Raw genomic sequence first — 26,949 nt, forward strand, 5'->3', positions numbered from 1 at the left:
CTGTAGCATTAAGAAATTTACATACGATATATTGTTTTTCAAATTCTAAATTAGCACAATATATTGTAGTATTTATTCTTAGTATACAGCCTCTTTACACATTTATTTTGAAAATAAATTAACTTCAACTTTAGCAGTAAAAAATACTTCTTAGGGATCGGCTATTTTTCATCTGTGAAAGTTGAATAAATTAATTGCTTTGTTAAGTAAAAAGTTTGTTTACAGTAGGAATATCTGCAGGAGCCCAGTTTAAAGAAGGTAAATTTTCTTTATTTAACCATATTAATTTTGAATGTTCACTGGCAGTAGGTATTCCTGAAACCAATTTACATTTAACAGTAATTAAATTTACTGTAATCTTATCATATTCATGAGTATTATCATAAAAAGTAGAAATATATTCAACCTGACAAGATAATTCTTCTTTAATTTCTCTTTCTATAGCTTGTTTCAAAGTTTCATTTTTTTCTACTTTTCCACCAGGGAATTCCCACATATTTGGAAGAGACATTCTTGGAGAACGAAGAGCACATAGTATTTCATTATTTTCATTTTCAATGATTGCACCGACAACTTTTACTAATTTTTTCATAATTAACACCTCCAAATAAGTTTATCATAAAAATGTCATATTTAGAAGTTTTACCTGTTAGTTGATTTTCAATAGCAAATCACCTTTTACTTAGATGTGAAGTAATTAAAAAAATAGTAAAAAGGCTTATTGAAATTATAATTTCCAAATCTGTATTAATATAATTCATGAGGAATGTTTCCATAATAATTACACCTATGGTAGGGATAGTTGCTAATAAATTAAATATATTTTTAGTTGAAATATATCTTTTTATATATTCTATAGTTAAAAAAGAAAAAACTACAATAACAATAATTTTATGCATATACTACTCCTTTATTTTAAATAAACTCTATATCCATAGGATAACTATATTCAGGATATATTGAAGCATTTTCTTCAAATAAATTTATTAATGATTCTAAATCTTCTTTTGATTTTATAGATGATGATGGTATAAATATATCATAATCACTAAAACTTCTTATAATAACATTGTCATCAACTATATAAAAATCCTTAATATATTTCCATTTAATTGTTTTTTTATTTAAAACAGTATCTATTGTAATACCACTACTATCAATAGTTAGTAAAGTTTCAGCAAATAAATACTTTAAATTATGATATGAATATAATTTCTTGAATTCATTTTTATTTAGAGAATTTAAATAATATTTTTTTCTTAGTATAAAAAAAATTAGTGAAGAACCAACAAAAGCAATAATTACAGAAATTCTAAATTTAGCGGATATAAAAATAAACATAATTAAAAAAAGTGAAACTAACCCTATTAAGTTTTCAATAAAAAACTTATTATATTGAATAGTATTTACAACATATTTTTTATGAAAATTTAAAAATTCTTCTTTAGTTATACTATAATTAAATGTCATTAAATCTCACCTTCCATATATCAAAATATAGTTATTTTAGTATAAACTCTATATCTCTAGGATAATTGTATTTAGGTTTTATTTCTCCATATTTAAAGAATAGATCTTTTAGTAATTCTAATTCTTCTTGTGATTTAATAGCATATGAAGGTATAAATACATTATCTTTAGTAAAAGTTCTTATGAAAATATTATTATCAATAATATTAAAATCTTTAATACCTTTCCATTTAATTAATTCATAATTCATAGAAGTATTTAACTTAATACCTGAATTATTAATCTCTAATGTAATTTGATTAAATAAGTATTTTTTCTTATGATCATAATATACTTTTACTATTTGATTATGAAATTTATTAATATATATCTTTTTTCTAAAAACAAATATAATTATTCCTACAATAATGAGACCTATAAAAACTTTAAACTTTATCCTGTATTCTACTAATACCAAAATCAATATACTAATTAAGAAATATAATATTCTCATTTTAGTTGAAAATTTTTTATATTTTAAAGTACTTAAAATATGTTGCTCATGAAAGTTTAAAAGTTGTTCTTTAGTTATAGTATAATTTAAAGTCATTAAATCACCTTCTTTACATAATCTATGTAATATCTATCTTATATAATTATAGCATTTTTAGAAATTAAAGGATATAATTGAATATATAGTTATAATGTAACATAACGAATAGTATACTGCATTGAAGTGGATAATCTATAAGTATAGTAATATCAATACTTATAGACTATTTTTATTTGTTTAAAATTGATTATAAATGTTAATATGGAAATTATAGAAGGTGTTATGATGAAGAATTCAAGAAAAATTATTAGTATTATTTTGATTTTTTTAGCAGTTGGTACAATCATATACATTATATTACCTAAAAGTGGATCTTTTAATGATTTGATATTAAGTCAATATAAAGAAAATAGTTTTGATGAGGCACTAATACTTACTCCAAGGGTAGATGGAAAGCGGAGGCAGATTATATGCAAAGACAAAAATAAAATTAATAAATTTTTGTCTTATTTAGAAAAAATAAAAATTATGGAATATAGAAAAAAGTTACCATATAACTATGGTGACATGTATATTTTAGATGTATATTTTAGATATGATGACAGCTTAAGCATAAAAATATATGATAAAGATTTAAATTTTATTGAAGTTAGTGATAAATATACTACTAAATGGTATAAAATCGTAAATGATAAATTTGATATGAAATTTATTAAGCAATTTTTACAAAATTAATCATATACAAAAATTCATTAACTCAACTTTCGCAGTTGAAAAACAACCGCTGCGATAAATGATATCTTGCTCAGAAACCTTTCACTTCAGTAACAAGTTCTAAGCTTTACTCCTATTGAAAAAAGATTTTTTAATTAATATTCCATAGGAATCAGTAATTAAAAAATAACTTTTTTCAAATTCGTAAAGCTAAGAACTTGTAAACTTTGTTCAAATGTTTCTTACGCAATATACCATTTATCTTCGCTAGGTAATATTTTTGTCCTGTGAAAGTTGAGTTATTAATATATAAACGATAGTATTAGTTATTGGAAATTATTTATTTTACATCAAAACAAAAAGACACTATTCTCTGTTATAGATTTTATAATCTAAGTAGAAGGATTTTTTTGTACTCAAAATAGAGAAAATGCTATTTCATCCAGAGACATGTCCACTTTCTGGCATGGATATATCTCTGGATGAAATATAAACTTTTAGTTGTACTAAAAATAATGTTAAATAGAATCTATAATATCACATCTAGTAAGAACTAATTTTTTTATACCTTCTTTGTACCATTTAGGACAATTAAACCAATTTATATTATCTAATTCTAATCTTAAAACTTTACTCCAATGTTTATATCTTTTTTTATCTTTATTTACGACATAACGAGCTAAAGCCATATTTTTTGTATTAAAACTTGGATGGTGCTCTGAATACTGAGCTAAGTTTTTACTAAAATCATCTTCTAAAGCATTAGACATTAAAGAATATCCTTGATCAAATAATGGTGCAAATGATATTAATTTTTGAGTATTATTATCTATAAGAAATCCAAAATTACCTAAATGTCTATCTTTATTTTCAATTATATAATCAAATACTATCATATCTAAAAAATCTCTTTTAAACTCTTCAAAAAGCCAATCTATAATATTTGTAAATGTCCAATTAGTTCTATTTGCAGTTTTGATTTCTAGAAAATATTTTATTGGCAAATATCCTATGTTTTTAGTTGTGAAAATTTCACATACTGAACAATTTTGATTATGCCATGTATCTGTCCAATAAGGTATACAATTTACTTTCAGTATTTTACCTATTTCACTTGCTATACCTTCTGCAAAATGTTCTTTATCCAAATTTGCAGCACCTATATTACCTCTTTTATAAAGTAGAAGCTTATGATTTATCCTTCTCCATGCCTTATTCATAACTCCTTGTGTTGTAAGCTCTGGTGATGAAAACTTAGGTGTATTTACTGTACCACCTAAACTAGTAGCATTACCAAAAAAGGTTACAAGTCCTAAAGCCTCTTCAAATTTATTATCATATAAATTATATTTAGTCCAACACAAATCATTAGGATACATATATTTAGTATCTACAGGTTTTATCCAATAACTATCATTTAAACTAAATCCATTATTTATTTTTAAATAATCTAAAGCAGTTGGTTTTTCACTTAGCTCTAAAGCCTTTTGCAATTTTTCCAAATGATTTCTATTTGTTGGTATTACTCTACTTTTAAACCAAGTATTTAAATCACCTACATTATGTTTTAAAATATATGGAATCATATCTTTTTTATATACTTCTAAAATAGGATATTGACCATTTATGTTTAATTCATCACTGAATAATAATACCTCTGTATCTTTATTCATAACATAAAATTCACTCATAAGCTCACATCCTTTCTATCCCATTTATATTATCACCATTTTTGTTTTATTTGTATACTTATTAAGTATATCATGTGAACTACTACACCCACAATGAAATAACTCTTTTAAATTCTCTATCTTCCCTATTTACATAATAAAGAAAAAGTGCTATATTATATGTGTACTATTTAATATAGTACACATAATACACGTTAACTAATAAAGATTTTATGCTGCAGTAAAATTATTCAAAACATCAATGCTGTTAGAAAGCTGATACAAAATTGTAAACAAGACTACAAAATTGGAGGTGAAAACTTGATAAAGATTGATAGTAGAAGTAGTAAACCAATCTATGAACAAATCATTGAAAAAATAAAAGAAGATATTCTTAAAGGCATATTAAAGCCCGGAGACAAATTGCCTTCGGTGAGAGAACTTTCATCTATGATAACAATCAATCCAAATACTATAAGTAAAGCTTATAAGGAGTTGGAAAGAATGAAGGTAATTGAAGTTATGAGAGGGAAGGGAACTTTTGTGGCACAAAATTATAAACCTGTTATGAATGAAGAAAAAATGAATGAAATGAAAGAACATATAAAAAAAATAATTATAGAAGCACACTATATTGGTGTTTCAAAAGATGACTTAATAGAAATTATGAATGAAATTTATAAAGAATTCTAAAAAGGAGTCTTCATAAAAAAAGTTATATAAAAGGAGGCTTGTATTTTGATAGATATAAGTAATGTGAGTAAAAAAATAGATGATAAATATATTATCAAAGATATAAATTTACATGTAAACAAAGGAAGTATCTTTGGAATAATTGGGGAAAATGGTGCAGGAAAAACTACACTTATAAAGTGTCTTACAGGCATTTATAAGGTTACTGAAGGAAGCATTAAAATTAATGGTGAAGAAGTTTTTGATAATAACAATGTAAAACAAATCATAGGATATGTATCTGATGAAAATCAATATTTCTCATTCTTTAGAGTGAGTCAGCTTGTGGAATTATACAATAAAACTTACACTAATTTCTCAATGGAAAGATTCTATGAGCTTAATAAAAAATTTAAAATACCTGAGAGAAAAAGGATAAGAGAACTTTCAAAAGGTATGAAAATGAGGACCTCTTTACTTTTAAATTTAAGTATACAGCCCCAGGTTTTAATATTAGATGAACCAACATCAGGACTTGATGCTGTGGTCCAAAAAGAAGTTTTAAATATTATCTTAGATGAAGTAGCTTTAAAAGAGGTAACCGTGTTTGTTTCATCACATTATCTAGATCATATTGAAAGAATTTGTGATAATATAGCGATTATAAAAAATGGTGAAATGAAACTTATAAACTCTATGGAACAGGTTAAGAACAGTATAAAAAAACTTCAAGTAGTTTTTAAAGATAATAAAGTTCCAAAGAAAGATTTATCTTTACTTGATAATGTAATTAAAGTTGAAAATATAGGAAGGGTAAACTATATAGTAACTAAAAATTACACAAAAGATTTTGAGAAAAAGTTATATGATATGGGAGCTGACTTCATAGAAGTTGTAGATATGAGTCTTGAAGATATTTTTATATATTTAGTAGAGGGGGAAGAAAAACATGAATAAAATTATAAATAAATCCCTTTTCTATAAGGAATGGATAAATGTAAAATATATTACTATTTTAACTACTTTGATACTTTTATATTTTAAATTTTTCGGTGTTATATCAGAGCTAAATCTAAATAAAATGAATATAAAAGAAAATGGAGAAATATGGACTAACAGATGGTTTAACAATGGACTTTTTGTAAGGTTTTCTTATTTTTATGTAATGGTATTTATAATTATATTATTAGCTATAGTTCTATTTTTAGGTGAAAAGAATAGTCAAACACAAGGATTTATAGCATCAATGCCATTTACAAGAAAAGAGATAATAATTAATAAATGGATTGTTGGAACTTTTAGTATAGTAATAAGTTTTGGAATAACATACATTGCTTTAAGCTTGTTTTATGCTGCTAATTTAAATGCTATTGACACTACTTTAAATCCATATTCTGATATAGTTAAATGGTTTTTTATAGATGTGTTTCAATATGTGTGTATTTTTACTTTTATAATGTTTATGCAAACAATCATGGGAAACAGTATAGTATCAAGTATAGTAGGGGGTATAATACTTTTAGTACCTTATTTTATAATAGGAATATTAAATGAGATTGCATATAAAACAATAGAATTTCAAGAAAATAATTATATATGTTCAATCTTTGCAAAATTAAAAGCATGGCTAACTATTTATCAATATAATTTTCCTCAACAGGAGTGGTATGATAATGGGAAAGATATGTTCAGAACCTTTTATTATACTAATTATGAATTAAAATTAGTAATACTATTTATATTAACATGTTTATTCTTATATCTAGCTTATGTATTTTATAAGAAGAGAAATTTAGAATATAATTTAAGACTTTTGGCATTCAAAAAACTTGAGCCTGTGTTTATGTGCGGCTTTACAGTATGTGCAGGACTTTTTATTGGAGCTATTTTGGGATTTGGATATTCAAGTAATCTTAATATGTTTTGGCTCTTCACAATAACAGGATGCATAGCTGGGTATTTTATTTCTAAAATTTTAGTTAAGACGCTTTCATGGGGTAAATAATAAACTCAAATTGTTTTGTTTCTTCTTCGCTAGGCAACATTTTTTCACTATAAAAGTTGAGCTAGCTATCAATTATTTGACGCTGTAGTAAATATTTTGATATAATAATTTTATAATAATAGAATTGAAGGTGTTGAAATGAAAGGTTATATAAACAAATACCTTGTAATTGTTACAGGGAACTGCTCCGTACAAATTAAAAGTAAAAGATATATCGGTACTTTGTTCGGAGCCTAATATTTGGATACCGATGGTAATTGAAAATTTAATTTTTAACTTTTATGGGTAGAATAATCGCTGCGGCAAATTATATATTGCTCTAAAACTTTTCACTTCACAAAGTAATTCTAAGGTCTAAAAATTTATTATTACTAAAAAACTCAAACTCGCTACACTCAAACAATGAGTTTTTCTTAACGTAACAATAAATTTTTAGACCAAGAATTACTAATGTTTGTTCAAATGTTTCTTACGCAATATATAATTTACCTCCGCTAGATAGTATTTTTATACTGATAAAGTTAAATTGAAAATTAAAATGCATGCTTTAAAAATTGAAAATAAGTATGCTTATTAATATTACCATCAAAACCTTATATTTCATACGTTTAAACTATAAAAAAGCTGCGGACAGTGTCTTTATGTCTGCAGCTTTTATTTGTACATAAATAACTCAAAAACACTCATATCATTGTGTTTTCAAAATTTTAGACATTAATCTAAATAAAAAATAAGTAAAAAGAGGAGTTAATTATGTTAAAAGGCGTATTAAAAAAATTCAAAAAAATATCAATTCTTTATATACTAAATGGAGTTATTCAAATTTTAGCGGCATCCCTAAGTGTAGTATATCTTCAAAAAATAATAGATAAAATTCCAGGAACAAAAAGTTACAGCAATATATTAACCTTACTCATATCCTATGGACTTTTATTACTTTTAGATTGTGTATTATCCTATGTAGACGAATATCCAAATAGAATGTTGTCAAATGGCATATATCAAGAACTTAAAATATTAGCTTTAAAGAAAATATCAAGAATAAGCTATTCAGAATATCAAAATTTAGGAACAGGAAAGCTTGTTCAGCTTGTAGAAAACGGAGCAAATGCAGGAAGAGAAATATTATTTGATTTTTATATGACTATTTTCAGAAGTCTTCTTCCTGAAATCATCATAAGCTTAATTTTCATAGGTAAATACAACATAAAAATAATGGCGGCTATATGCATTGGATATGTTTTTATATTTTTAATCTCAAATAGACTAATGAAATATCTATACAAAATAAAAAACAGCATACTTACTTCTGAAGAATGGCTTTCAAAATATTTTGTAAGAGGATTTATGGAAGTAGTAGTATTTAGAATTAATAAAAGATTTGCAAGAGAAATAAACAAAATTGAAAAGACATCAATGAAAGTAGTAAAAACTAAAACTAAAATAAGAATGATACATGAATTATTTTTTACACTATTTGCTTTAATTGTTATAGCTATAAAATTAGTTATTTTGTTTATTGGAGTAAATAAAGTTATAAAAGGTGAATCTACTGTAGGTACAATCATAGCCCTAATAGCCTTTGTAGATAAAATTTACACTCCTATAGCTATTTTTAATGTTATATTCATTGATTATAAATTAAACAAAATTGCTTTCAATAGATTTAGTGATTTTATAAATTTACCTGATGATGTTAATCTAAATAATGGTTATCATTTTAAAATAAATAATGGGGACATAGAATTTAAAAATGTTTCATTCAAATATACTACTAGTAAAGTATTAAATGATATCAGTTTTAAAATAAAGGGAAATTCTTCTACAGCAATTGTTGGTACAAGTGGTGCTGGAAAATCAACTATAATAAAAATCATTTTAGGATTATTAAAATCAAACAGTGGTAATATTTTCGTTGATGGAAATGATTTAAATAATACATTATTAAATGAATATTATGATCATATTTCCTACGTATCACAGGATGCACCAATTTTTGATGGAAGTTTGAGAGAAAACATTGTATTTGATGAAGATGTAAGTGATGATATAATATATCATATTCTTGATGAAGTTAGATTAAAAGAATTTGTAATGGCACTACCAGATAAGCTAAATACAGAAGTAGGTGAAAGGGGACTTAAACTTTCTGGAGGGGAAAAACAGCGTCTTGCCTTTGCTAGAGTATTTTTCCAAAAATCTAAAATTGTTATCCTTGATGAACCAACTTCCGCATTGGACAGCATAACTGAACATATTATCACAAATAATATGTTAAAAACTCTTAAAGGTAGAAATATTATTATAATTGCTCATAGGCTTAACACAATAAAAAATGTTGATAATATACTTGTTATTGATAACGGAAAAGTGCATGAAAGCGGCTCCTTTGAATCTCTAATAAACAAGAACGGATTATTTAAAAAGCTGTGGAATAGCCAAGAAATATAAGTTAATAATATCTAATCATTTTAAAATATATATTAACAAATAAAAAGATTCCCCCCTAGTGTTTTCTCAATTTTCGCAGTAAAAAAATACTGCTTAGCGAAGGGAAATGATATATTGCGTAAGAAACATTTGAACAAAGTTTACAAGTTCTTAGCTTTACGAATTTGAAAAAAGTTGAGAACATGCACAGATTTGTGTAAAATGAAGTAGACAAGACTAAATTTATTTGGAAATTACTATAGGAAATTATTCCTGTAGTAATTTTTATTTTTAGGGGAATAACTAAATACTGAGAAAGTATAGCTTATGTATAATAGTATTATTTGTAATAATTATATTATTATTCATTTATACATAAAAAGGTACAAGCACTGTTAATTAAATATATTTCTCAACTCTATCTTCAAACATTATAGTAAGTTGTGCTAATGTATTTGGCCAATTTGGAGAAGGTGATTTCCATTTGCGCATTATTTGTTCAGTAGCTAAATATAAGGCTTTACTAAGAGAATCTTCCGTAGGAAATACGGTTCGTATCTTAGTAAACTTTCTAAGTTGTCTGTTGAATCCTTCTAACGCATTAGTAGTATATATAATTTTTCTTATTTCTGGAGCAAAGTTAAAATATGTGGATAAATTTTGCCAGTTGTTTCTCCATGATTGTATAACTATAGGATATTTATCTCCCCAGGTGTCCTCTAATGATTGTAAGGCCTCAACGGCCATTTTCTCATTAACAGCTTTATATACACACTTTAAATCTTTCATAAAAACTTTTTTATCTTTAGATGGTATATATTTTATAGAATTCCTTATTTGATGTATTATACAACTCTGGATATTAACTTCTGAAAAAACAGTTTTAATTGCATCAGGGAGTCCTTTAAGTCCATCCATACATGCTATAATTATGTCCTTTACTCCTCTGTTTTTAAGATCATTGCACACTGATAACCAAAATTTAGCTCCTTCATGTTCTCCAACCCATATTCCTAATATGTCTTTATATCCTTTTACGTCTAGAGCCATACAAATATAAGCTGCTTTGGTAACAATCCTGTGTTCATCTCTTACTTTGTCGGGTAAGAAAGTGCCATTGCTGACACTCCCTCCCCTAAGAACCGTACATGATAATTTTCCATCATACGGCTCAAGCTTCTTTAAGCTCTTTATTATGTAAGAGCCAGCTTGGAATAAGATAAATTTGTTCTATGAAGTTTTTGGTGGCACTCTGGGTGTAGTAGCAATTTATTACTATCTTCAGTGTGTAAGCACCAACCTGAACTTTTATTAACGATATTACCACAGTATTTACATAAACCATTTTGTCGTTTCCATAGTGTTAATAGATACTTTCTTTTTGTTGGATTATTAACCATTTTGAAACCAATACGCTCTTCAAAGTAGATATCCCATTCAGGGTCAAATGGGTTAGCTTTATAGTTAATCATTCGATACCTTCTTATTTTTATATCACCAGCCTTAGCTAATTTAAGATATAAAAGACGATTATCTTTTGATTTATACTGGATAGCGAAATTCCAATCCCGTCCGTTTATATGCTTAAAGTAACGATTCTTAACCCATTTCTTACCTTTATTTGGATGTCTTCTCACGCACCAATGCCATAGTTTTTGCCAGATTAAATGATCAAGTTTATAAAAGGCTTTTGATGCTACTGAATACTTATAGTATTCACACCATCCTCTTATAACTGGATTGAGCTTTAATATGAGATATTCTTGCTTACTTTGTTTGTTGTTATTAATTATTTCACCAAGTTTATGAACTATATTCTTTAAACTTGTATTGGATGGTTTGATAAGTAATTTACCTTTATATTTTCGTATATTATACCCTAAAAAATCAAATCCCTTATCTATATGCGTTATCTTCGTCTTTGTTTTGGATAACTCTAACCCTCGTTTATTTAAAAATCTCTTTACAATAGGTATAACTTCTTCTTGTAAAATTTCACTTGATTTTCCAGTTATAATAAAGTCATCTGCATATTTTACTAATCTAACTTTTGGACTCCATAATTTTGCACCTTTTCTTTTTTGCTTAAATGTTTTCCTTAATATATTCTCTAATCCATTAAGTGCTATTAATGCAATGGTTGGTGAAATAATACCACCTTGAGGAGTACCTGATTCAGTTGGAAATAACTTACCCTTATACACTAGTCCTGATTTTAACCATTGTTTTAGTACCTTCTTATCAATAGGAATATTATGTAACAACCATTCATGACTAATGTTATCAAAACATCCTTTAATATCACCTTCAAGTATCCACTCTGGTGCTGTACGTTTTGACAATAATTTAAAACAGTGTTCAATAGCGTCATGGGTTGACCTATGAGGTCTAAATCCATAGGAGCAATTGTCAGCAACGGTTTCTGTTATAGGCTCTAAGGTCATCAGAAACAATGCCTGCATAGCTCTATCTTTTATCGTGGGAATACCCAACGGTCGTTTTTCCTTTTTATTTTTCTTAGGTATGTAAATACGTCTCAAAGGCTTAGAGTGATATCCTTTTATTGTGAGTTCTGATATTGCACGATATTTTTCTTTAGCAGTAGTCCAAAGAATCTTATCTATACCAGCTGTTTTACAACCTTTGTTTTCAGTAACTCTTTTAACAGCAATCGCTCTTGCTGAGAATGATTTTGTTAATAATCTTTGTAACGACTTTACTTTATTGTATCTTTCTTCTTTCCAAGCTTTTACAATACGTACCTGTAGTCTACGAACCTGCCTAAAACACTGAGACCAGCTAATATTATCCCATGTTTTGTCAGTATTGGTTGGTGCACATATTGTTATACCAATATCCATTTGCTTCCCTCCCTTAATAGATTCTACAGACTTTCTTGTAATAAGAAACCTAATGGAAGTCTGCCCGCTTTCGCGTGGAATAATATCTCAACTCCTATCCCTTCTATTACGAAAGGGCATTCGCTTTTTCCATTTTCCTTTACCCACACCATACTTGTATAACCCTTACAGGTTACCTACCACTAGGGAAAGATATGGGCTTACCACGTTTCGCTATAACAACACAATGGGTTAGACTCCACCTATCCACCGGTAGCATTATGTCCGTGCATCTTTACACTTCAAAAAGATGACCTGCTACATACCTTTTGGTTCAAGCTTATCAGCACCTTTAGCTTGTTCGCGATAACGGTGTTTATCAGTGATTCACATATGTTAGTCATACCATTAAGCCATGCGTCCGCACCACCTTGGTGCTAGTAGTGATATCAATTCTTCACAATATTGATATTGTTTATGTAACAGGACTACAGTTTTCATAGCAGCTTCACACAATTCCATTACTAGTATTGCATGTGCTATTAGGCTACTGTTGACGGAACAACAGGTTCAATCATAATGTTGAACAATTGTTAAGGCGACTTGCGTGTCGCACGAAATGTATAGCATCCATATATACTATAGGATACATAGGGTCTAATTCTCTATTTTGCCAAGCTATGACTGTATCCATAACCTTATCGGTAATTTTTGATATCATTGAAGGGGATATGTCTACACCATAAAGTTCATCTATTTCTGATTTTATGTCCTCTACGGACATTCCTCTTGCATATAATCCTATAACCTTCTTATCAAGTTCATTGCAAACTGTTTCATGTTTTTTAACAATTTTAGGTTCAAATTTAGCTTTTCTATCTCTTGGTACATCTACTTTAACGTTTCCAAAACTAGTTCTGATATTTTTAGGGCTATATCCATTTCTATAGTTTCTTTCTTCACTGTTAAGTCGTTCATATTTCTCTCTTCCTAAGTGTTCTTCCATTTCAGCTTCTAAAAATTGTTGAATTATATTTCCAAATAGTCTCTGCATTAAACCATTCTTCCCAATTAAATCCTCCATATTTTTGCATTTGTTTAATTCTTTATTAAGATCAATATTAGGCATTTGTATTTCATTCATTTTTTCTCCTCCTATAAAAATATTTATATAGATATTATTACCATTTTTGTAAGCTATACATACATAAAAAAACATACATAGATTTGATTTACACAAATCTATGTATGTTCCCAAAAAGTTATTTTTTAATTACTGATTCCTACGGAATATTAATTAAAAAATCTTTTTTCAATATGAGTAAAGCTTAGAACTTGTTACTGAAGTGAAAGGTTTCTAAGCAAAATATCATTTTCCGTAGCCTCTGTTTTTTACCTGCGAAAGTTGATTTCAGAATAAAATTTTAAGGCTTCTCCTATAAATTTAGAGGCACCACTGCCATATTTCTTATCAGTTACTTTTATCCAAATAGAATTTGATAAATAAAGCTGTGATGTGTACCCCCAATGATTTTCTCCCTCATCCACTTTGTAAAATTCATTATTCCTTTTAGTTGCATCTGATATTTCTTCAACAATTTGTTGAATCTCTTTTGAAGCAGGATCTTTACTTAAGTCTGCTGTAAGATTTTCATATAATCTTTCTAATTTAGGCTGCTTATCTTTCAAATAATTTTTTAGAGTTTCTCCAATAAATTTACATGTACCATTTCCATATTTCTTATCAACTTCCTTTATCCAGTTAGGATTTAATAAATAATTTTGTACCATATAGTACCAATGATCATCTCCATTATCCATTTTGAAAATTTCATAATCTTTTTTAACTGTATCTGATATTTCTTTAGCAATTTGTTGAAGCTCCGTTGAAGAAGGGTCCTTAGTTAAATCAGATACAAGCTTTTTATATAGTTCTTTTAATTTAGGATGCTTATCTTCTAAGCAATCTTTCTTAAACTCATCATATTGTTCTGCTATATTTATAATATCACTATTAAGATTTTTCTTTACAGATTTAGCATATTTCTCAATGCTTCCATACTGTTTTATGGCTATTTTAGCAATTTCATCTTCCTTAGATTTACATTTTTCAATAAATTCATTATATTTATCTACACTACCATAAATTCTAATCACCTTATCCTCGTGTTCTTGTTTAAATTCTTCCAATACATTAAAATATTCACTCATATCAAATTCTTTAAAACTCATTGTGCCTTCTCCTTTTAATGTTTTATCTATAAGCTTTATTAAATCATTCAATCTATTGCGTTTTATAATAAGTAGCTTTTTTTGATTTTCCAGAGCCTGTATTTTATCAAAAAGGGGACTATCCACGATTTCTTTAACTTCTTTTAGTGGTACATCAAGTTCTTTAAAAAATAGAATCTGCTGCAAAGTTTCAAGAGCTTTATAATCATAAAGCCTGTAACCTGCTTCTGTAAATTTGGTTGGTTTTAACAAGCCGATTTTATCGTAGTAATGCAGCATGCGTACACTTATTCCTGTTAAATCCGAAACTTGTTTTACTGTTCTCATTACTATACCTCCAAGTTTGATTTAGAGCTATCAATACTGGCTAATACTCCGCCGGCTGTGAGTTTTTGACAATATGTTAAAGCTCTATTTTTATATTACACTATGACATAGTGTTAGGGTCAATAGTTTTTTAATTTTTTTATACTAGATATAATAAAGAGAGTAATTATAGAAATAAGTTTCTAAACATATAAGTAAAATAAAATATTTTGATATGGTAGTAGAATATTTTTCTCTCTTACGAGTATTAATTTTTAAAGAAGAATTAAGAATTGCTAGATTACTTAAGAGGATAATACCTACAATTAAAAAGTTAGGAATAAAATCAAAGGAAAAAGGCAAAAAATCTATACTACAGATATTAGGATTTACAAAATTAAAAACTGGACAATTAGAAATTTTGGCAATTTAATACTGGAATTGTTATATATTTCAATCCTATTTATTTTGTAATATTCCTTTAAAATATTAACTTTTATTACTAAATATACCTTGAAATACCATATATTTTATGTTACTTTTTATATAAATGGTAAAACACAACTAACCTTTAAAAATATAAGCTTAAATGCCCTGTTTTTTCTTTAATTATGGTATGGACAAGGGTAAATCTACTGCGGATTATGGGTACTACAGCATTTAATTTGCTATTAGCTTAAAAAGATAGCTAAATATAAACAACATATAAGTAAATTATTAAAGAACAGTTTTAGTGCTATTTAAATATATTTTATAATTCATATTATACGAGGAGGATATATGATGTATAATATAAAAAAATATGCCGAAGAAATCGTAAACACTTTAGATGTTACAGAAAAGCAAAAATCAGATTTTAAAATACAATTTATTAATGATTTAAATTCATTAAAGGACGAATATGTAAATGATGGATATAGTGAAAATAAATCTATAAAATTAGCAATTAAAAATTTTGAAAATCAAAAAAATATTTCAAGTAATTTTAATTTTGAAACATACTCATATAATAAAAAAATCAAAAATTTACTTATTACTTTTTTAATTATATATATTGTAGCATTAATATTTATATGTATTAATCCAAGAAGGAATATATCTCAATGGGTTGCTATAGCAAGATTAAATGGTGGGTATTTAGGTGTAACAATTAATATAATACCATTTAAAACAATAATAGAATATATAGTATCATTCAATAAAAATAACATTTCTGTATTTTTATTGAATATTTTTGGTAAAATATTTATGTTTATACCTTTGGGTATGTTATTACCATTTTATTCTAAAAAATATACTAATTTTAGAAATATTATCAAAATAGTTCTATGTATAAGTTTTTTTATAGAAATAATAAAACTTATTTTACCTCTTGGTGTTTCTGATATTGACCATATTATATTATCTGTTATAGGATCTTATGTAGGTTTATTACTATATAAATCAATTTTAAAGTTTATGAAAAAACATAACAAATATGTAAATTATGATACTAATAAACGATAAATATCTATAGCTAATTTATTATTGGGTATAATCATAAATCCCCCTAAAAGGGGTAACTTCCACATACCCTATAAGGACGGAACACTTCTACTGACTTTCTTTTTGTCAAGCTTTTGTAGACTGATTACTTAATTTTACCCTAAAAAAATAACTCCGCCGACTGTGAGTTTTTGACAATATGTTAAAGCTCTAGAACTTGTTACTGAAGTGAAAGGTTTCTGAGCAAAATATCATTTTCCGTAGCGGCTATTTTTAACCTGCGAAAGTTGAGTTAATTAGATTGTCTTAACTGTATTTTTGCAGAAATTATGAATACTACACCATAATATACAAGATAAATTATAGTTTTTAGAACACACTTAAAAATATGTGTGAAATTAGTTTCTTTTTACATGTATATCTCCACGCATATTGTTGATTATAAAATAATTGGGTATAATTTATATATATAACAGAGTTATCTTAATACTTAATGGTAATACATGATATAAAAATAATATAATAAGAAGGTGTAAAAATGGATAAATCACAAATTATAGATATATTAAAAAACATTAATGGAATAGTTGCTGTATCACAATTTGGTAGCTATGGTACAGAATATTGGATTAAAGATAGAAGTGATATTGATATAGCTGTAGTGATTGGTCCTAATATACCTTATATGGATACTTTAACTATAGAAGATAAATTATTGCCTATATTTCAACAATATTATGGTTATGATAAAATTCATTTAACATTTATATTATTTAAAGATTTTGCTAGTAAATTTGCTAGAATAGCAGTTGATAGTGATAATATTTTTGTTATTGATGAAAATAGATGGTTTGATTTTTATCATTATGTATTAAAATACGCCAGAAATAATCGTGAGTTTGAAAGAAAATTAAAAATAGATGAACAATACACTTATTTTGGAGGTATTATAGATGAGTCCATATTATAAATATAAAAAAGAGAAGTTTTTTGAAAAATACAAAAGTGCCAGTGAAACCTTAGATGATTTAAAAAGTGCTTTATATAAGTACAGAAAAGACAATGACAAAATTATTCGTAGAGCTATATTTGCATTCTTTCAAGATTTTTGTGAATATGTTATAGATATGTGTGAAAGTTATATAGTTATTAACAAAGATAAAATTGACAGCAGAACCTCTTCACTACAACTTATAGAAAAAGCTTATGAATTAAATTTCTTTGATGAAACTCTGAAAAATTATTTATATAATTGTGTAAAACTTAGAAATAGATATACTCATGATTATTATAAAAGAGAGTTAAGTGAAAAGCAGATAGAAGGGTTTTGTTATTCCAATATCATATATTTAGATATATTTTTAGAAAATAGCAAAGATGACGTTGTTTTGAAGTATAGGAATACAAACTGTTAAAAAAATTGTAGCAAAAATTAAATACATATATTTGTAGTAAACCTCACCTAGTTTATGGTGAGGTTTTTTTATGATTAAAATACCTTCTAAAAAAAGCATGATAGTTAACATGCTTATACATTATTAAGAATAAATGTATGCTATAATAATTGTTATAAAAAGTAATAAATACATAATTTATCAATAAGCTATGTATCCAACAGGAGATGATATTTATGAATAAAAAAACAATTTCAAAAATTACAAGTACAAATTTAGTTATTCTAATATCCATCATGTTTTATACTTCAAAATTTATGAGTGAACTAAAGTTACCTATGTATGCCTTAAAAGCTGGAGCTAAACTTAATAGTCTTAAGTATTCAATTGTTAAAATGAATTTCAATATAACAGAAACAGATCACTCTAATTTTGATTATGAAATACTGTATTTTCCACTTATTCTTATATTTATAGGTATTATATACAATGTTTATATCAAAATAAAAATTTATAGAAGTGAGAAAAACAAAAAACGAAAAAGCAATTGTTCTTAGGTAATCTATTTGATATATTTTTAATTATGTTTACTAAAAAAAATGTGAACAATCGCAATCATATAAAATTTTATAAAAGTATTAAGTAACTCAATTTTTGCAGTAAAAAAATACTGCTTAGCGAAGGAAAATGATATATTGCGTAAGAAACATTTGAACAAAGTTTACAAGTTCTTAGCAAAATATCATTTCCCGTAGCGGCTATTTTTCACCTGCGAAAGTTAAGTAAATTATTATTTAAGAATGAAAGGAAGAGAATAGTTTTATGAAATTATTATTGAAGTTTAATTCAGTGAAACTTGCTACTATTGTTGCAATCATTTTTTCCGCTTTACAGGTATTAGCTTCATATGTATTTTCATTTTTAGTAGTTGATTCAAAAGAAGCCTTGATTAAAAATGTTTTTATAATTCTAGGTATTTATATTTCTTTAGCATTCTTTGTGTATTTGGATCATCGTTGTAAGTGCGTTGCTAATTATTATTTAACTATGGACATAAATAGCAGAATTGATAAGGCAATCTCGAAAAAATTATATTCAGATTTTATGTCTAAAGAATCTGGAGAATATGCATCGGTTTATATAAACGATGTCCCAAAAGTTTTAGAATTGCTTTTTGATAAATATCTATCGCTTATTTCCAAGGGAACAATGGCAGTTTTCATTATAATTGCATTGTTCAAAATTCATTATTTAATGGTTATTATTGCTTTAGTATCTTCCATAGTTATGATTTTTGTACCTAAATTATTTCAATCAACTTTATCAAATTATACAATAAAAGTTCAACAAAAAAAGGAGAATATTTGAACAAGATAAGAGAATTGATGCAGGGATTCTCTACATTTCTTGAAAATACAGCTTTCCCAATATTCTTAAAAAAATCAAGAGATGCAAGTCATAAATATGCAAGCTATTTAGTAAAATCAAAAAGTTTTACAGGTATAATGAGTGGAGTCTTAACTCTTATAAATTCTTTATCAACAATATTAGCTCTAGCAATATTATCTGTTTTAGTAATTGAAGGTAAGGTAAACTCTGGCAGCTATCTTGTAGTGATAGGGTTACTTCCCAATTTTGGCAGTTGTGTAATGGAATTTATGTCTCACAAAGCTTTTTATAAATCTGGTAAAGAACTTTATAAAGAAAAATTGGGATTTATTAATAACCTGATTGATAATAATAATACTTATAAAATGCCTTTTTTTATGTCAAATCATGCTTATAATATAGCTTCAACTGAAAAAGATAATAATGAGAATAATGATATAGTTGAAGTAAAAGAAATTGAGACAAAAGATATTTGCTTTAACTTTAATGGGAAAATAGTTAAAATTAATCAAGATTCATATTTTGAAAGTGGAAAAAAATATGGAATTATCGGTGAAAGTGGATGTGGTAAATCAAGTTTATTAAAGGCAATTGTTGGTGAAATTAATAATTTTGATGGAAATGTAATAATTAATGGTGAGATGAAAGATAAGAGTAGTATTTTGTTTTATGATATTGCCTATGTAAATCAAAATACATACCTATTTAATGATACAATAAAAAATAATATCCAGATGAATTTGGTATTAAGTGACCAAGAAGTATCGGACCTTATGCAAGCAGTTAAACTTGAAAACCTTGATTTAAATTATATGATTACTGAGAATGGAAAAAACCTTTCCGGTGGACAAAAACAACGTATTGCTTTAGCTAGAGCTTTAGCCAGAAAAAGCAATGTAATAATTATGGATGAAGCAACAGCAAATCTTGATGAGATAACTACAAATTTCATTGAAAACTTTATTTTAGATACAGATGCAATGGTTATTATGATTTCCCATCATTTAAGTGATGAAATTAAAAATCGGCTAGATGGAATTATAAAAATTTCATAGATTTAAAAAAGGCTCTTACAGATTTTTAACTCAAGAGCCTTTTTATTATTCTTATTTGAGATAATAAGTCAACAATTTAATTCTTTTTCTTATCTTCTTTTATAATTCACTGCTGTAAATACTGTACTAAGTAAAAATATAATTCCGCTTACTACCAGTAAAATTGATGGTATCCAAAAAGCTTTTCCAAAAAGAGTTGTAATTGGGAATCTTGATAATTCCAAAAATTGAGGATATGAAAAAACTACTCCACCAGGAAGCAATACCTTAATTACATTAATAATAGGAGCATCTGTATTAATAACTATACCTAACAAAAAAGCTCCTAATATAGTCAATATGCATAATTGAATGGCTTTTGAAGCTTTTGAAGTTATAGATGAAATCCAGGTAGAAAAACTTGCTATAGTTAAAATTCCTACTGACCCAAAAATAAATACTTTTATAAGTACTTCACTTTCATTATAAGGAACAAAGTTTCTCCCAAAAATCTGTATTGATGTATTTAAAGCATCCGCAGGCAATAAATGCTTCAATAACAAAACATAAACACCTACTCCACAAAGATAAATAATAAATGCCATGACCCAAGGTATAACAATCTTTGCTGCAGTAAGACTTTTTCTTCCTTTCATAGTAGTAGTAATGATTTCATCCATTCCATTTTCCTTATCCTTAGCTATGATAGAACCTGCAAAAACCCCTACCATAATCATAAGTACAAATGAGAAAAATATTATATGTCCAATTCCTTCATCCCATTGAATAAATCCACTGTAATAAGTATACGGTTTTTTTACCTTATTCCACATTGACAGAGCTAATGTCTTTTCATTTTCATTATGTGCATTTTTATCAATATAATTACGATAATATAAATCTTCATTTTCATAAAAGTGCTTTCCTGAATCTTTAGGAATATGTGCAAGTCCCTTTATAGATTCTCCCTTCATTTTTCTTAATCTTAACTCCTGCATAACTAATTCATCAGCATAGACAGCATATTGTAACAAGTCTTTAGTTATCACCAAATCACTTTCATCGTCGCCTTTTAATGAATGAAGAAACACATCACAACCTCTTTGAAATTTATCTTCAGTCATTTCTCCTGCAGTAACATTTCTATCCTTAGCTGCTGCTTCTATTGCTGCTCTCCCTTTATAGTCTTTGTAACACTTTGTTTGCATAAAATCCGCAGTAGCTCCCCCTACAATAAACCATGCCCATAATCCTGCCAACGTAATTGAAATTAAAACATATGTCAGCAGCCTTTTAAAACTAAGCTGTCTTTTTAACTCTTGAAAAAATATATCCATATTTTGTCCCCCTTAATTAAAGTAATAAAAACCTTCCTTTTATCTTCAGTATAACTAAGATAAAAGGAAGGTTTATTCATAAATTATTTAGTGTTTATAAAGATTTTATTAAGAATTAGGAGAGTACTAATAAATACTATATGTTTATCCTAACTTTCCTCTTCTAAAAAATTCTAATACCTTTGTATAATAATTATCATTTCACACAGTGGCTGTTTTTCACTTGCAAAAGTTGAATTATTAACAAATGTATGAGTAGAAATAGAATTTAATATATGATATAATTGTATTATAATACTTTATATTCTATATTTTACATTATATATAAATATAGTTTTGTTGTGATTATTAGAAGCAAACAGAGAGGTTTAAAATAAAACTGAATGTAAAAGAAGTTTAAGAATAAAAGAGTATCTTCAAAAATGAAGATACTCTTTTTAACGTTGTAAAACACATTGACAATATTATATGCCAAGTGTATAATATTCAATTATAAAGTATATTATTTTATTGTATCATACTTTGAATAGAAAGTCAATACTTTTTTTGAAAGGAAGTTTTAAAAATGAAAAATTCTATTGATTTATTTGAAAATAAGTTACTAGATAAACAAGTTTTTAATGACATAATTCAGTGTAATAAATTTACCAGAGAATATGGGTTAAAACTTTATGAGAAAGATGTTAAAGAAATTATTAAGACAAGAAATACAGCACTTCAAAGAAGTGGCAGGATAGAATTTAATGGTCAAATTATAAACAAAATTATTACAGCATTTTGTGATTCTCCATATATATCTCAATATAACTACAGCGATACAATAAATGAACTTGTAGAAATTTTTTATAATTATAAGAACGAAACTTTAGACTATATAAGTGATGATGAATTAATAGAAATTATGAAAGATAAGTTTGATAACTACTGCCAAGGATCATTGGAACTTTTAGAAGGAAAAGCATTATATAAAATTGCTAACAATATAAGAAGTGGTGTTAATGATTATACAAATCTTGATAATGAAAAGGATTGATGAGTTATGGGTAAAGATAATAACATTCAAAAATATAACTATTCTATGGAAAATGCCTTTAGTGATGAAGGTTTTTTTAAGGGTATTTTAGTGATCTGTTATAAAGAAAAACTGCTAGATGATAATATTTTAAGTAAAATATATTATGAAAGAATGGAACTTTTAAAAGTAAAATTAAAGTATTACACAAGAGATGAAAGCAGCTCAGTTATGGTAGAAATAGCTGAGAATATTTTACAGTGTATTGATTATACTATAGGAATTTATCTAAAAACCTTTAATAATATAAAATTGATAACAGAAGAATTAAAAAATACTAGCCTCTCGCATATATTAAAAATGGGACATGATTTAATTAAAGAAAAAATATTAGGATGTAAGAAACTACTAAAAGAAATTAATAAAAATAAACTTAAAGTTGATAATTATTCATATAACGATACCATAGATTATGGTATTCCATTATTTTTTAAAGAATATAATGATTTTTTTGCATCACATGAAAGCCCAGGATCAATAGATTATCAGCTTTACCTTCATATTGATGATATAAAATATGTAGGTATTGAGTATATCAACAAATATTTAGAAACTTTAAATTTAGAAAATGATTTTTGTAATAACTTTGAAATTAGTGAAATTACTAAGTTGTTAAAAGGTTATGATAACAAATGTGAAGTATTGCTCATAAATATATTCGAACTAGTACTTACTAATTCACTAGGGAGAATCCTTTGCGGCAAAGATTTAAATAGCCTTAATATTAGTAATTTAGATAGAAAGCAAATAAAAAATAAGTTAAAGAAATTATCTTTAAAAGAACTACAAGAAGAATTATTAAAAAACGCACAAATATGCTGGGAAGTTTTAGACATTGAAAATCCATCATTGATAACTTATGTAAAAAAATCTACATTTAAAATAACTTCATTGATAAATGAAAGCATAAAACTAGATAAATTAGAGACAGTATTCATATCCTTTAATGAAAAAAATGAAAATAACATAATTGAATATACTGATGGTAAAAAGATGTCAAACTCCAAATTTAAAAATTTAAGTGAAAAAATCCGAGACTGCTCTTTAGTAGAAGATAAAATTAAGTTAATTAAAAATAACATTAAAAGCCTAGAAGATTTAGTTGATATGTTAAATGCTGATTGTTTATTTGAAAATGAATATATTATATACTTCAAAAGCTTATCCAGAATGGAAATAATTCTTTTATCAAAATATATATCTGAAAATGAATATGAAAAGGACTTATATTCTAAGTTTAATAAATATATCTTGAGTTTAAGTAAAGAAGAGCAGCTAGCTATAAGTAATCTTAAAGAAAAAATACAATTGTAATATATAAAACACTGGAATCATTCCCCAATGACTTTATTCAATATTAAATCATTTACTTTATTCTACTCACTTAATATCTATTTTAAATTATTATATAATTTTAAAACTTTTGGATAAATATGTATCTTATCGTATAATATAATGTGTTAATAAAAATAAAAGGTAGGTAATTTATATGTTTAGAAAAAAGATTTTTACATATCAAAATAATAAATTATTACTAACAATTATTCTTTTTGTATGTATAGTAGAAATGTTAATTTATGCAAATATAAATTATGAAAAATATGCTGAAAGTCTTAGACACTTTGAAAATATATATATTATTCAATCAATAATAATTATCATTTTTAAAACTATCATTAAACATAGAAATATATCAATAAAATCATTTTTAGTAGTTAATATTATATTTCTTATTGTATTCCCAATGATAGTAATTATTAATTTACCTAAATATTCCTATAGTCAAGCTAAAACTATATTTATGAATAAAAAAGTTGATAATTCAGTTACAATTTTAGATGAAAATAATCCACCAAGTGCAAGTTTTAATGCTGGTCTTGAAGATTTTAAGATAGTGTCACTTAGAAATAAATCATATTTTTTATGTACAGATTTTTATATATTTTTTGTTGAAGATAAGAACGACAAATCAATATATGGATATGTGTTTAATTCATATACTGGAAATATTAATAAATGGGGAAATTAACTTTTGCAATAAAAATACTGTCTAGCGAAGGGAAATGATATATTGCGTAAGAAACATTTGAAAAAAGTTTACAAGTTCTTAAAATGAAGTGTTTCTGAGCAAAATATAATTTCCTGCAGCAGCTATTTTTCATCTGGGAATTACTATTTCCCTTTGGCAATATTATATTGAATAATGTTTTCTTATTGGGAATACTCGTTAACTCAATTTTCCCATTCATGTGTTCTACAAGCTCTTTACATATTGCAAGTCCTAATCCACTGCCTTCATAATCTTTACTTCTTGAATCTTCTAATGTATACATCCTCTCAAAAATATTTTCTTTGTGTTTTTCTAAAATCCCCTTACCATGATCCTCAATTCCAATACAAACTGTATTTTTAAAAGTTTCAACACTTATACCTATGTACTTTCCATCGCTTCCATATTTAACAGCATTATCTAATAAGTTTTTTAATACACGATTCAACGCTTCTTCATCTGCATTAACATAAATAGGTTTCTCTGGTATGTTAATATCAACATTAAGCTCTCTTTCCCATAGGAATCATCAAATCTAGCAAAACTAAATCATAGGAACCTGTTTTAAATTCATCAATTGCTGCTTGTCCATCATAAACTTGTGTAACTTTATATGTATCGTTTGTTAAATACTCAGTAACCATTTCACTTATGTTTTTGTCATCTTCTACTAATAATATTTTAGTCAAAATACCCGTCATCCCTTTCCTCGCAGCTTCAAAATCTTTATTAGCAAATTATAGCATTGTTTTATATATTGTTCAAAAACATATATTTCATAAAAAAGCCAATCAAGGTGCTCTCACCTCAATTGGCATATTAATTAATTATTCACTCAATTTTTTTAGTAAAAAATACTGCCTAGCAAAGAAAATGATTTTTATAAAATAAATTTTAAAAGATTATCTATTTCTTTTTTTGTCCTTTTTCATTATAGTATTTTATTAATTTTAAAATAATGTCATCATTTTTTGATAATATATCAATTGAAATTAATTCTAATACAGCATTTTTTAGATTGTTTATTTCAATATCATCTTCAATTTCACAAAGTAATTTAAATAAATTGTTAAGAGCACTTATAATAGGAGATAATTTTCTCTGTTCTTTACCTACTTTTATTGCTTTATAAAAAAAATGTTTAGACATATCTAATTCATCCAATTCTTTATAACCTAATCCCATATCATTATATATTTCAGCACAATAAGCTTTATATTCAATCTCATTGTATTGTTTTAGTAAAGAAATGCATTTATTTAGATATATCTTTAAATTTGTAATATCTTTAAGCTCTATATATACTTCAATTATATTACAGTAAATAATAAATATTTTCTCTATATTATGTTCATCTATAATTGATAATAGAGTTTTATGAGTTTTTATAGCTTCAGTATAATGTTTTTTCTCTTTTAAACAATTTCCTTTTAAAGTTAATACCTCAAACTCCCTTAATATAGGTGTTTTAAAAGTTTTACTCATGAAATCCAGTTCTTTAAGTGCTTTGTCATAATATTTTAAATTTTTATAAGCTAAAGAATTATTAAGTCTTATGGCATAGTGAATATTTTCAGGCATTTCATCTATATATGTTAATGCTAATTTATCAAAATCTAACACTTTTTTATATTTGTTTATTCTTCCACAGCAAAAACTAAGAGAAATCAATAAATCAATTTTCACTTTATTATTTATTAATCTTGAACTATGTTCAAAAGCTTTTAAATAGTAAGAATACGCATTGTAATAAAGTTTATTTTCTTTGAATATATCTCCTATTTTTTTATAAATATTAAATTTATTTTCATATATATCATGTTTCATAAAAAACTTTTGTATTTGATTTATTTTATCTTTAAAATCAGAAGGAATATTATAATCAATATTGTTTAAATAATTTAAAAAATCTAAAGCAATTTTATTAGCCTGATCATCTACACTTTCTAAGAGATACTCAGGAGTAATTTTAAAATCACTATTCCTTTTCTTACATATTTTATTAAGTTGCTGGGCTATTATTTTCGCCGTTGTAAAAGTTAAATTTATTTTATCATTTTCCAGCATACTTATTAAATTTCTAGTAATTTCTCCACCAGTTAAATCTTGTTGTTTTATATTGAATTCTTTTCTTATTTTTTTTATTTTCTTTCCTGGTGATGATACTTGCATATTTTCCATTTGATCACCTTCATGTTTTGTTTTTTTATATCTATATAAAGTATATCATATTCGTAAAAAAAGTAAATAATTTTATTTACTTTTGTTTTAAAATGTGTTAATATATAATTAAATCTTTTTGGAAAAATATGTATGT

Annotated in this window: 25 protein-coding genes and 2 pseudogenes; 15 read left to right on the top strand and 12 right to left on the bottom strand. The window is 25.8% G+C overall.

Going from position 1 to position 26,949, the window contains the following annotated elements:
- Positions 1–202: 202 nt before the first annotated feature.
- The 3 genes from ACFIJ5_RS18505 to ACFIJ5_RS18515 form a co-directional block, all read right to left on the bottom strand.
- On the bottom strand, positions 203–592 hold the full coding sequence (locus ACFIJ5_RS18505) for a (deoxy)nucleoside triphosphate pyrophosphohydrolase (RefSeq protein WP_379809758.1): 390 nt from the start codon (positions 590–592) through the stop codon (positions 203–205).
- A 323-nt stretch (positions 593–915) separates the two neighbouring features.
- Positions 916–1,470 carry a hypothetical protein gene (locus tag ACFIJ5_RS18510; RefSeq protein WP_379809759.1) on the bottom strand — a complete coding sequence of 185 codons (555 nt, stop codon included), beginning with the start codon at positions 1,468–1,470 and terminating at the stop codon, positions 916–918.
- A gap of 31 nt (positions 1,471–1,501) precedes the next feature.
- Complete coding sequence (locus ACFIJ5_RS18515) at positions 1,502–2,059, bottom strand: hypothetical protein (protein ID WP_379809760.1); 558 nt, start codon at positions 2,057–2,059, stop codon at positions 1,502–1,504.
- A gap of 204 nt (positions 2,060–2,263) precedes the next feature.
- Here ACFIJ5_RS18515 and ACFIJ5_RS18520 point away from each other — a divergent pair, with 204 nt between their 5' ends.
- Entirely contained in the window at positions 2,264–2,737 is a 474-nt protein-coding gene (locus ACFIJ5_RS18520; protein WP_379809761.1) for a hypothetical protein, read from the top strand.
- A 497-nt stretch (positions 2,738–3,234) separates the two neighbouring features.
- On the opposite strand, the gene ACFIJ5_RS18525 is transcribed toward ACFIJ5_RS18520, so the two are convergent.
- Positions 3,235–4,407, bottom strand: coding sequence for a HipA domain-containing protein (locus ACFIJ5_RS18525; RefSeq protein ID WP_379809762.1), 1,173 nt, complete (start codon positions 4,405–4,407; stop codon positions 3,235–3,237).
- 300 nt (positions 4,408–4,707) lie between these two features.
- On the opposite strand from ACFIJ5_RS18525, the gene ACFIJ5_RS18530 reads away from it, so the two are divergent.
- From ACFIJ5_RS18530 to ACFIJ5_RS18545, 4 genes are all read left to right on the top strand, one after another.
- Entirely contained in the window at positions 4,708–5,079 is a 372-nt protein-coding gene (locus ACFIJ5_RS18530) for a GntR family transcriptional regulator (RefSeq protein WP_379809763.1), read from the top strand.
- 45 nt (positions 5,080–5,124) lie between these two features.
- A complete protein-coding gene (locus ACFIJ5_RS18535; protein ID WP_379809764.1) occupies positions 5,125–6,015 on the top strand; it encodes an ABC transporter ATP-binding protein in 891 nt (296 codons plus the stop codon).
- Positions 6,008–7,063, top strand: a complete 1,056-nt coding sequence (locus tag ACFIJ5_RS18540) for an ABC transporter permease subunit (RefSeq protein ID WP_379809765.1) — start codon at positions 6,008–6,010, stop codon at positions 7,061–7,063. Before ACFIJ5_RS18535 ends, ACFIJ5_RS18540 begins: the two co-directional genes overlap by 8 nt.
- 753 nt (positions 7,064–7,816) lie before the next feature.
- Entirely contained in the window at positions 7,817–9,514 is a 1,698-nt protein-coding gene (locus ACFIJ5_RS18545) for an ABC transporter ATP-binding protein (RefSeq protein WP_379809766.1), read from the top strand.
- Between the two features lie 378 nt (positions 9,515–9,892).
- Here ACFIJ5_RS18545 and ACFIJ5_RS18550 read toward each other — a convergent pair.
- From ACFIJ5_RS18550 to ACFIJ5_RS18565, 4 genes and pseudogenes are all read right to left on the bottom strand, one after another.
- Positions 9,893–10,591: pseudogene (locus ACFIJ5_RS18550) on the bottom strand (IS256 family transposase); the annotation flags it as partial.
- Between the two features lie 95 nt (positions 10,592–10,686).
- The gene (ltrA, locus tag ACFIJ5_RS18555; RefSeq protein WP_379809806.1) at positions 10,687–12,348 is read right to left on the bottom strand and encodes a group II intron reverse transcriptase/maturase; all 1,662 of its coding nucleotides are present in this window, start codon (positions 12,346–12,348) and stop codon (positions 10,687–10,689) included.
- Between the two features lie 580 nt (positions 12,349–12,928).
- Positions 12,929–13,477: pseudogene (locus ACFIJ5_RS18560) on the bottom strand (transposase); the annotation flags it as partial.
- A gap of 248 nt (positions 13,478–13,725) precedes the next feature.
- Positions 13,726–14,892 (bottom strand): MerR family transcriptional regulator, encoded by a 1,167-nt coding sequence (locus ACFIJ5_RS18565; protein ID WP_379809767.1) that lies wholly within the window; start codon positions 14,890–14,892, stop codon positions 13,726–13,728.
- Positions 14,893–15,106: 214 nt separating this feature from the next.
- Here ACFIJ5_RS18565 and ACFIJ5_RS18570 point away from each other — a divergent pair, with 214 nt between their 5' ends.
- From ACFIJ5_RS18570 to ACFIJ5_RS18600, 7 genes are all read left to right on the top strand, one after another.
- Positions 15,107–15,304 carry a hypothetical protein gene (locus tag ACFIJ5_RS18570; RefSeq protein WP_379809768.1) on the top strand — a complete coding sequence of 66 codons (198 nt, stop codon included), beginning with the start codon at positions 15,107–15,109 and terminating at the stop codon, positions 15,302–15,304.
- A gap of 350 nt (positions 15,305–15,654) precedes the next feature.
- A complete protein-coding gene (locus ACFIJ5_RS18575; RefSeq protein ID WP_379809769.1) occupies positions 15,655–16,377 on the top strand; it encodes a VanZ family protein in 723 nt (240 codons plus the stop codon).
- 517 nt (positions 16,378–16,894) lie between these two features.
- Complete coding sequence (locus ACFIJ5_RS18580; RefSeq protein ID WP_379809770.1) at positions 16,895–17,326, top strand: nucleotidyltransferase domain-containing protein; 432 nt, start codon at positions 16,895–16,897, stop codon at positions 17,324–17,326.
- The gene (locus ACFIJ5_RS18585; RefSeq protein ID WP_379809771.1) at positions 17,310–17,771 is read left to right on the top strand and encodes a HepT-like ribonuclease domain-containing protein; all 462 of its coding nucleotides are present in this window, start codon (positions 17,310–17,312) and stop codon (positions 17,769–17,771) included. Before ACFIJ5_RS18580 ends, ACFIJ5_RS18585 begins: the two co-directional genes overlap by 17 nt.
- A 215-nt stretch (positions 17,772–17,986) precedes the next feature.
- Positions 17,987–18,307, top strand: coding sequence for a hypothetical protein (locus ACFIJ5_RS18590; protein WP_379809772.1), 321 nt, complete (start codon positions 17,987–17,989; stop codon positions 18,305–18,307).
- 265 nt (positions 18,308–18,572) lie between these two features.
- Complete coding sequence (locus ACFIJ5_RS18595) at positions 18,573–19,118, top strand: ABC transporter transmembrane domain-containing protein (RefSeq protein ID WP_379809773.1); 546 nt, start codon at positions 18,573–18,575, stop codon at positions 19,116–19,118.
- Positions 19,115–20,194, top strand: a complete 1,080-nt coding sequence (locus ACFIJ5_RS18600) for an ATP-binding cassette domain-containing protein (RefSeq protein ID WP_379809774.1) — start codon at positions 19,115–19,117, stop codon at positions 20,192–20,194. The genes ACFIJ5_RS18595 and ACFIJ5_RS18600 overlap by 4 nt, the downstream gene beginning before the upstream one ends.
- Positions 20,195–20,283: 89 nt before the next feature.
- Here the strand turns inward: ACFIJ5_RS18600 and ACFIJ5_RS18605 are convergent, their stop codons facing one another.
- Positions 20,284–21,510, bottom strand: coding sequence for an ABC transporter permease (locus ACFIJ5_RS18605; RefSeq protein ID WP_379809775.1), 1,227 nt, complete (start codon positions 21,508–21,510; stop codon positions 20,284–20,286).
- Positions 21,511–22,075: 565 nt separating this feature from the next.
- Between ACFIJ5_RS18605 and ACFIJ5_RS18610 the strand changes: the two genes are divergently transcribed.
- From ACFIJ5_RS18610 to ACFIJ5_RS18620, 3 genes are all read left to right on the top strand, one after another.
- Complete coding sequence (locus tag ACFIJ5_RS18610; protein ID WP_379809776.1) at positions 22,076–22,543, top strand: DUF6323 family protein; 468 nt, start codon at positions 22,076–22,078, stop codon at positions 22,541–22,543.
- Positions 22,544–22,549: 6 nt separating this feature from the next.
- A complete protein-coding gene (locus ACFIJ5_RS18615; protein ID WP_379809777.1) occupies positions 22,550–23,896 on the top strand; it encodes a DUF6179 domain-containing protein in 1,347 nt (448 codons plus the stop codon).
- Positions 23,897–24,071: 175 nt separating this feature from the next.
- Positions 24,072–24,611 carry a hypothetical protein gene (locus tag ACFIJ5_RS18620; protein WP_379809778.1) on the top strand — a complete coding sequence of 180 codons (540 nt, stop codon included), beginning with the start codon at positions 24,072–24,074 and terminating at the stop codon, positions 24,609–24,611.
- Here ACFIJ5_RS18620 and ACFIJ5_RS18625 read toward each other — a convergent pair.
- From ACFIJ5_RS18625 to ACFIJ5_RS18635, 3 genes are all read right to left on the bottom strand, one after another.
- A complete protein-coding gene (locus ACFIJ5_RS18625; RefSeq protein WP_379809779.1) occupies positions 24,592–25,080 on the bottom strand; it encodes a sensor histidine kinase in 489 nt (162 codons plus the stop codon). The genes ACFIJ5_RS18620 and ACFIJ5_RS18625 overlap by 20 nt on opposite strands.
- 55 nt (positions 25,081–25,135) lie before the next feature.
- Positions 25,136–25,321 (bottom strand): response regulator, encoded by a 186-nt coding sequence (locus ACFIJ5_RS18630; protein ID WP_379809780.1) that lies wholly within the window; start codon positions 25,319–25,321, stop codon positions 25,136–25,138.
- A 217-nt stretch (positions 25,322–25,538) separates the two neighbouring features.
- A complete protein-coding gene (locus ACFIJ5_RS18635; RefSeq protein WP_379809781.1) occupies positions 25,539–26,813 on the bottom strand; it encodes a helix-turn-helix domain-containing protein in 1,275 nt (424 codons plus the stop codon).
- Positions 26,814–26,949: the final 136 nt, after the last annotated feature.

The sequence above is a fragment of the Haloimpatiens myeolchijeotgali genome (genome assembly GCF_042688525.2).
Classification (GTDB): domain Bacteria; phylum Bacillota; class Clostridia; order Clostridiales; family Clostridiaceae; genus Haloimpatiens.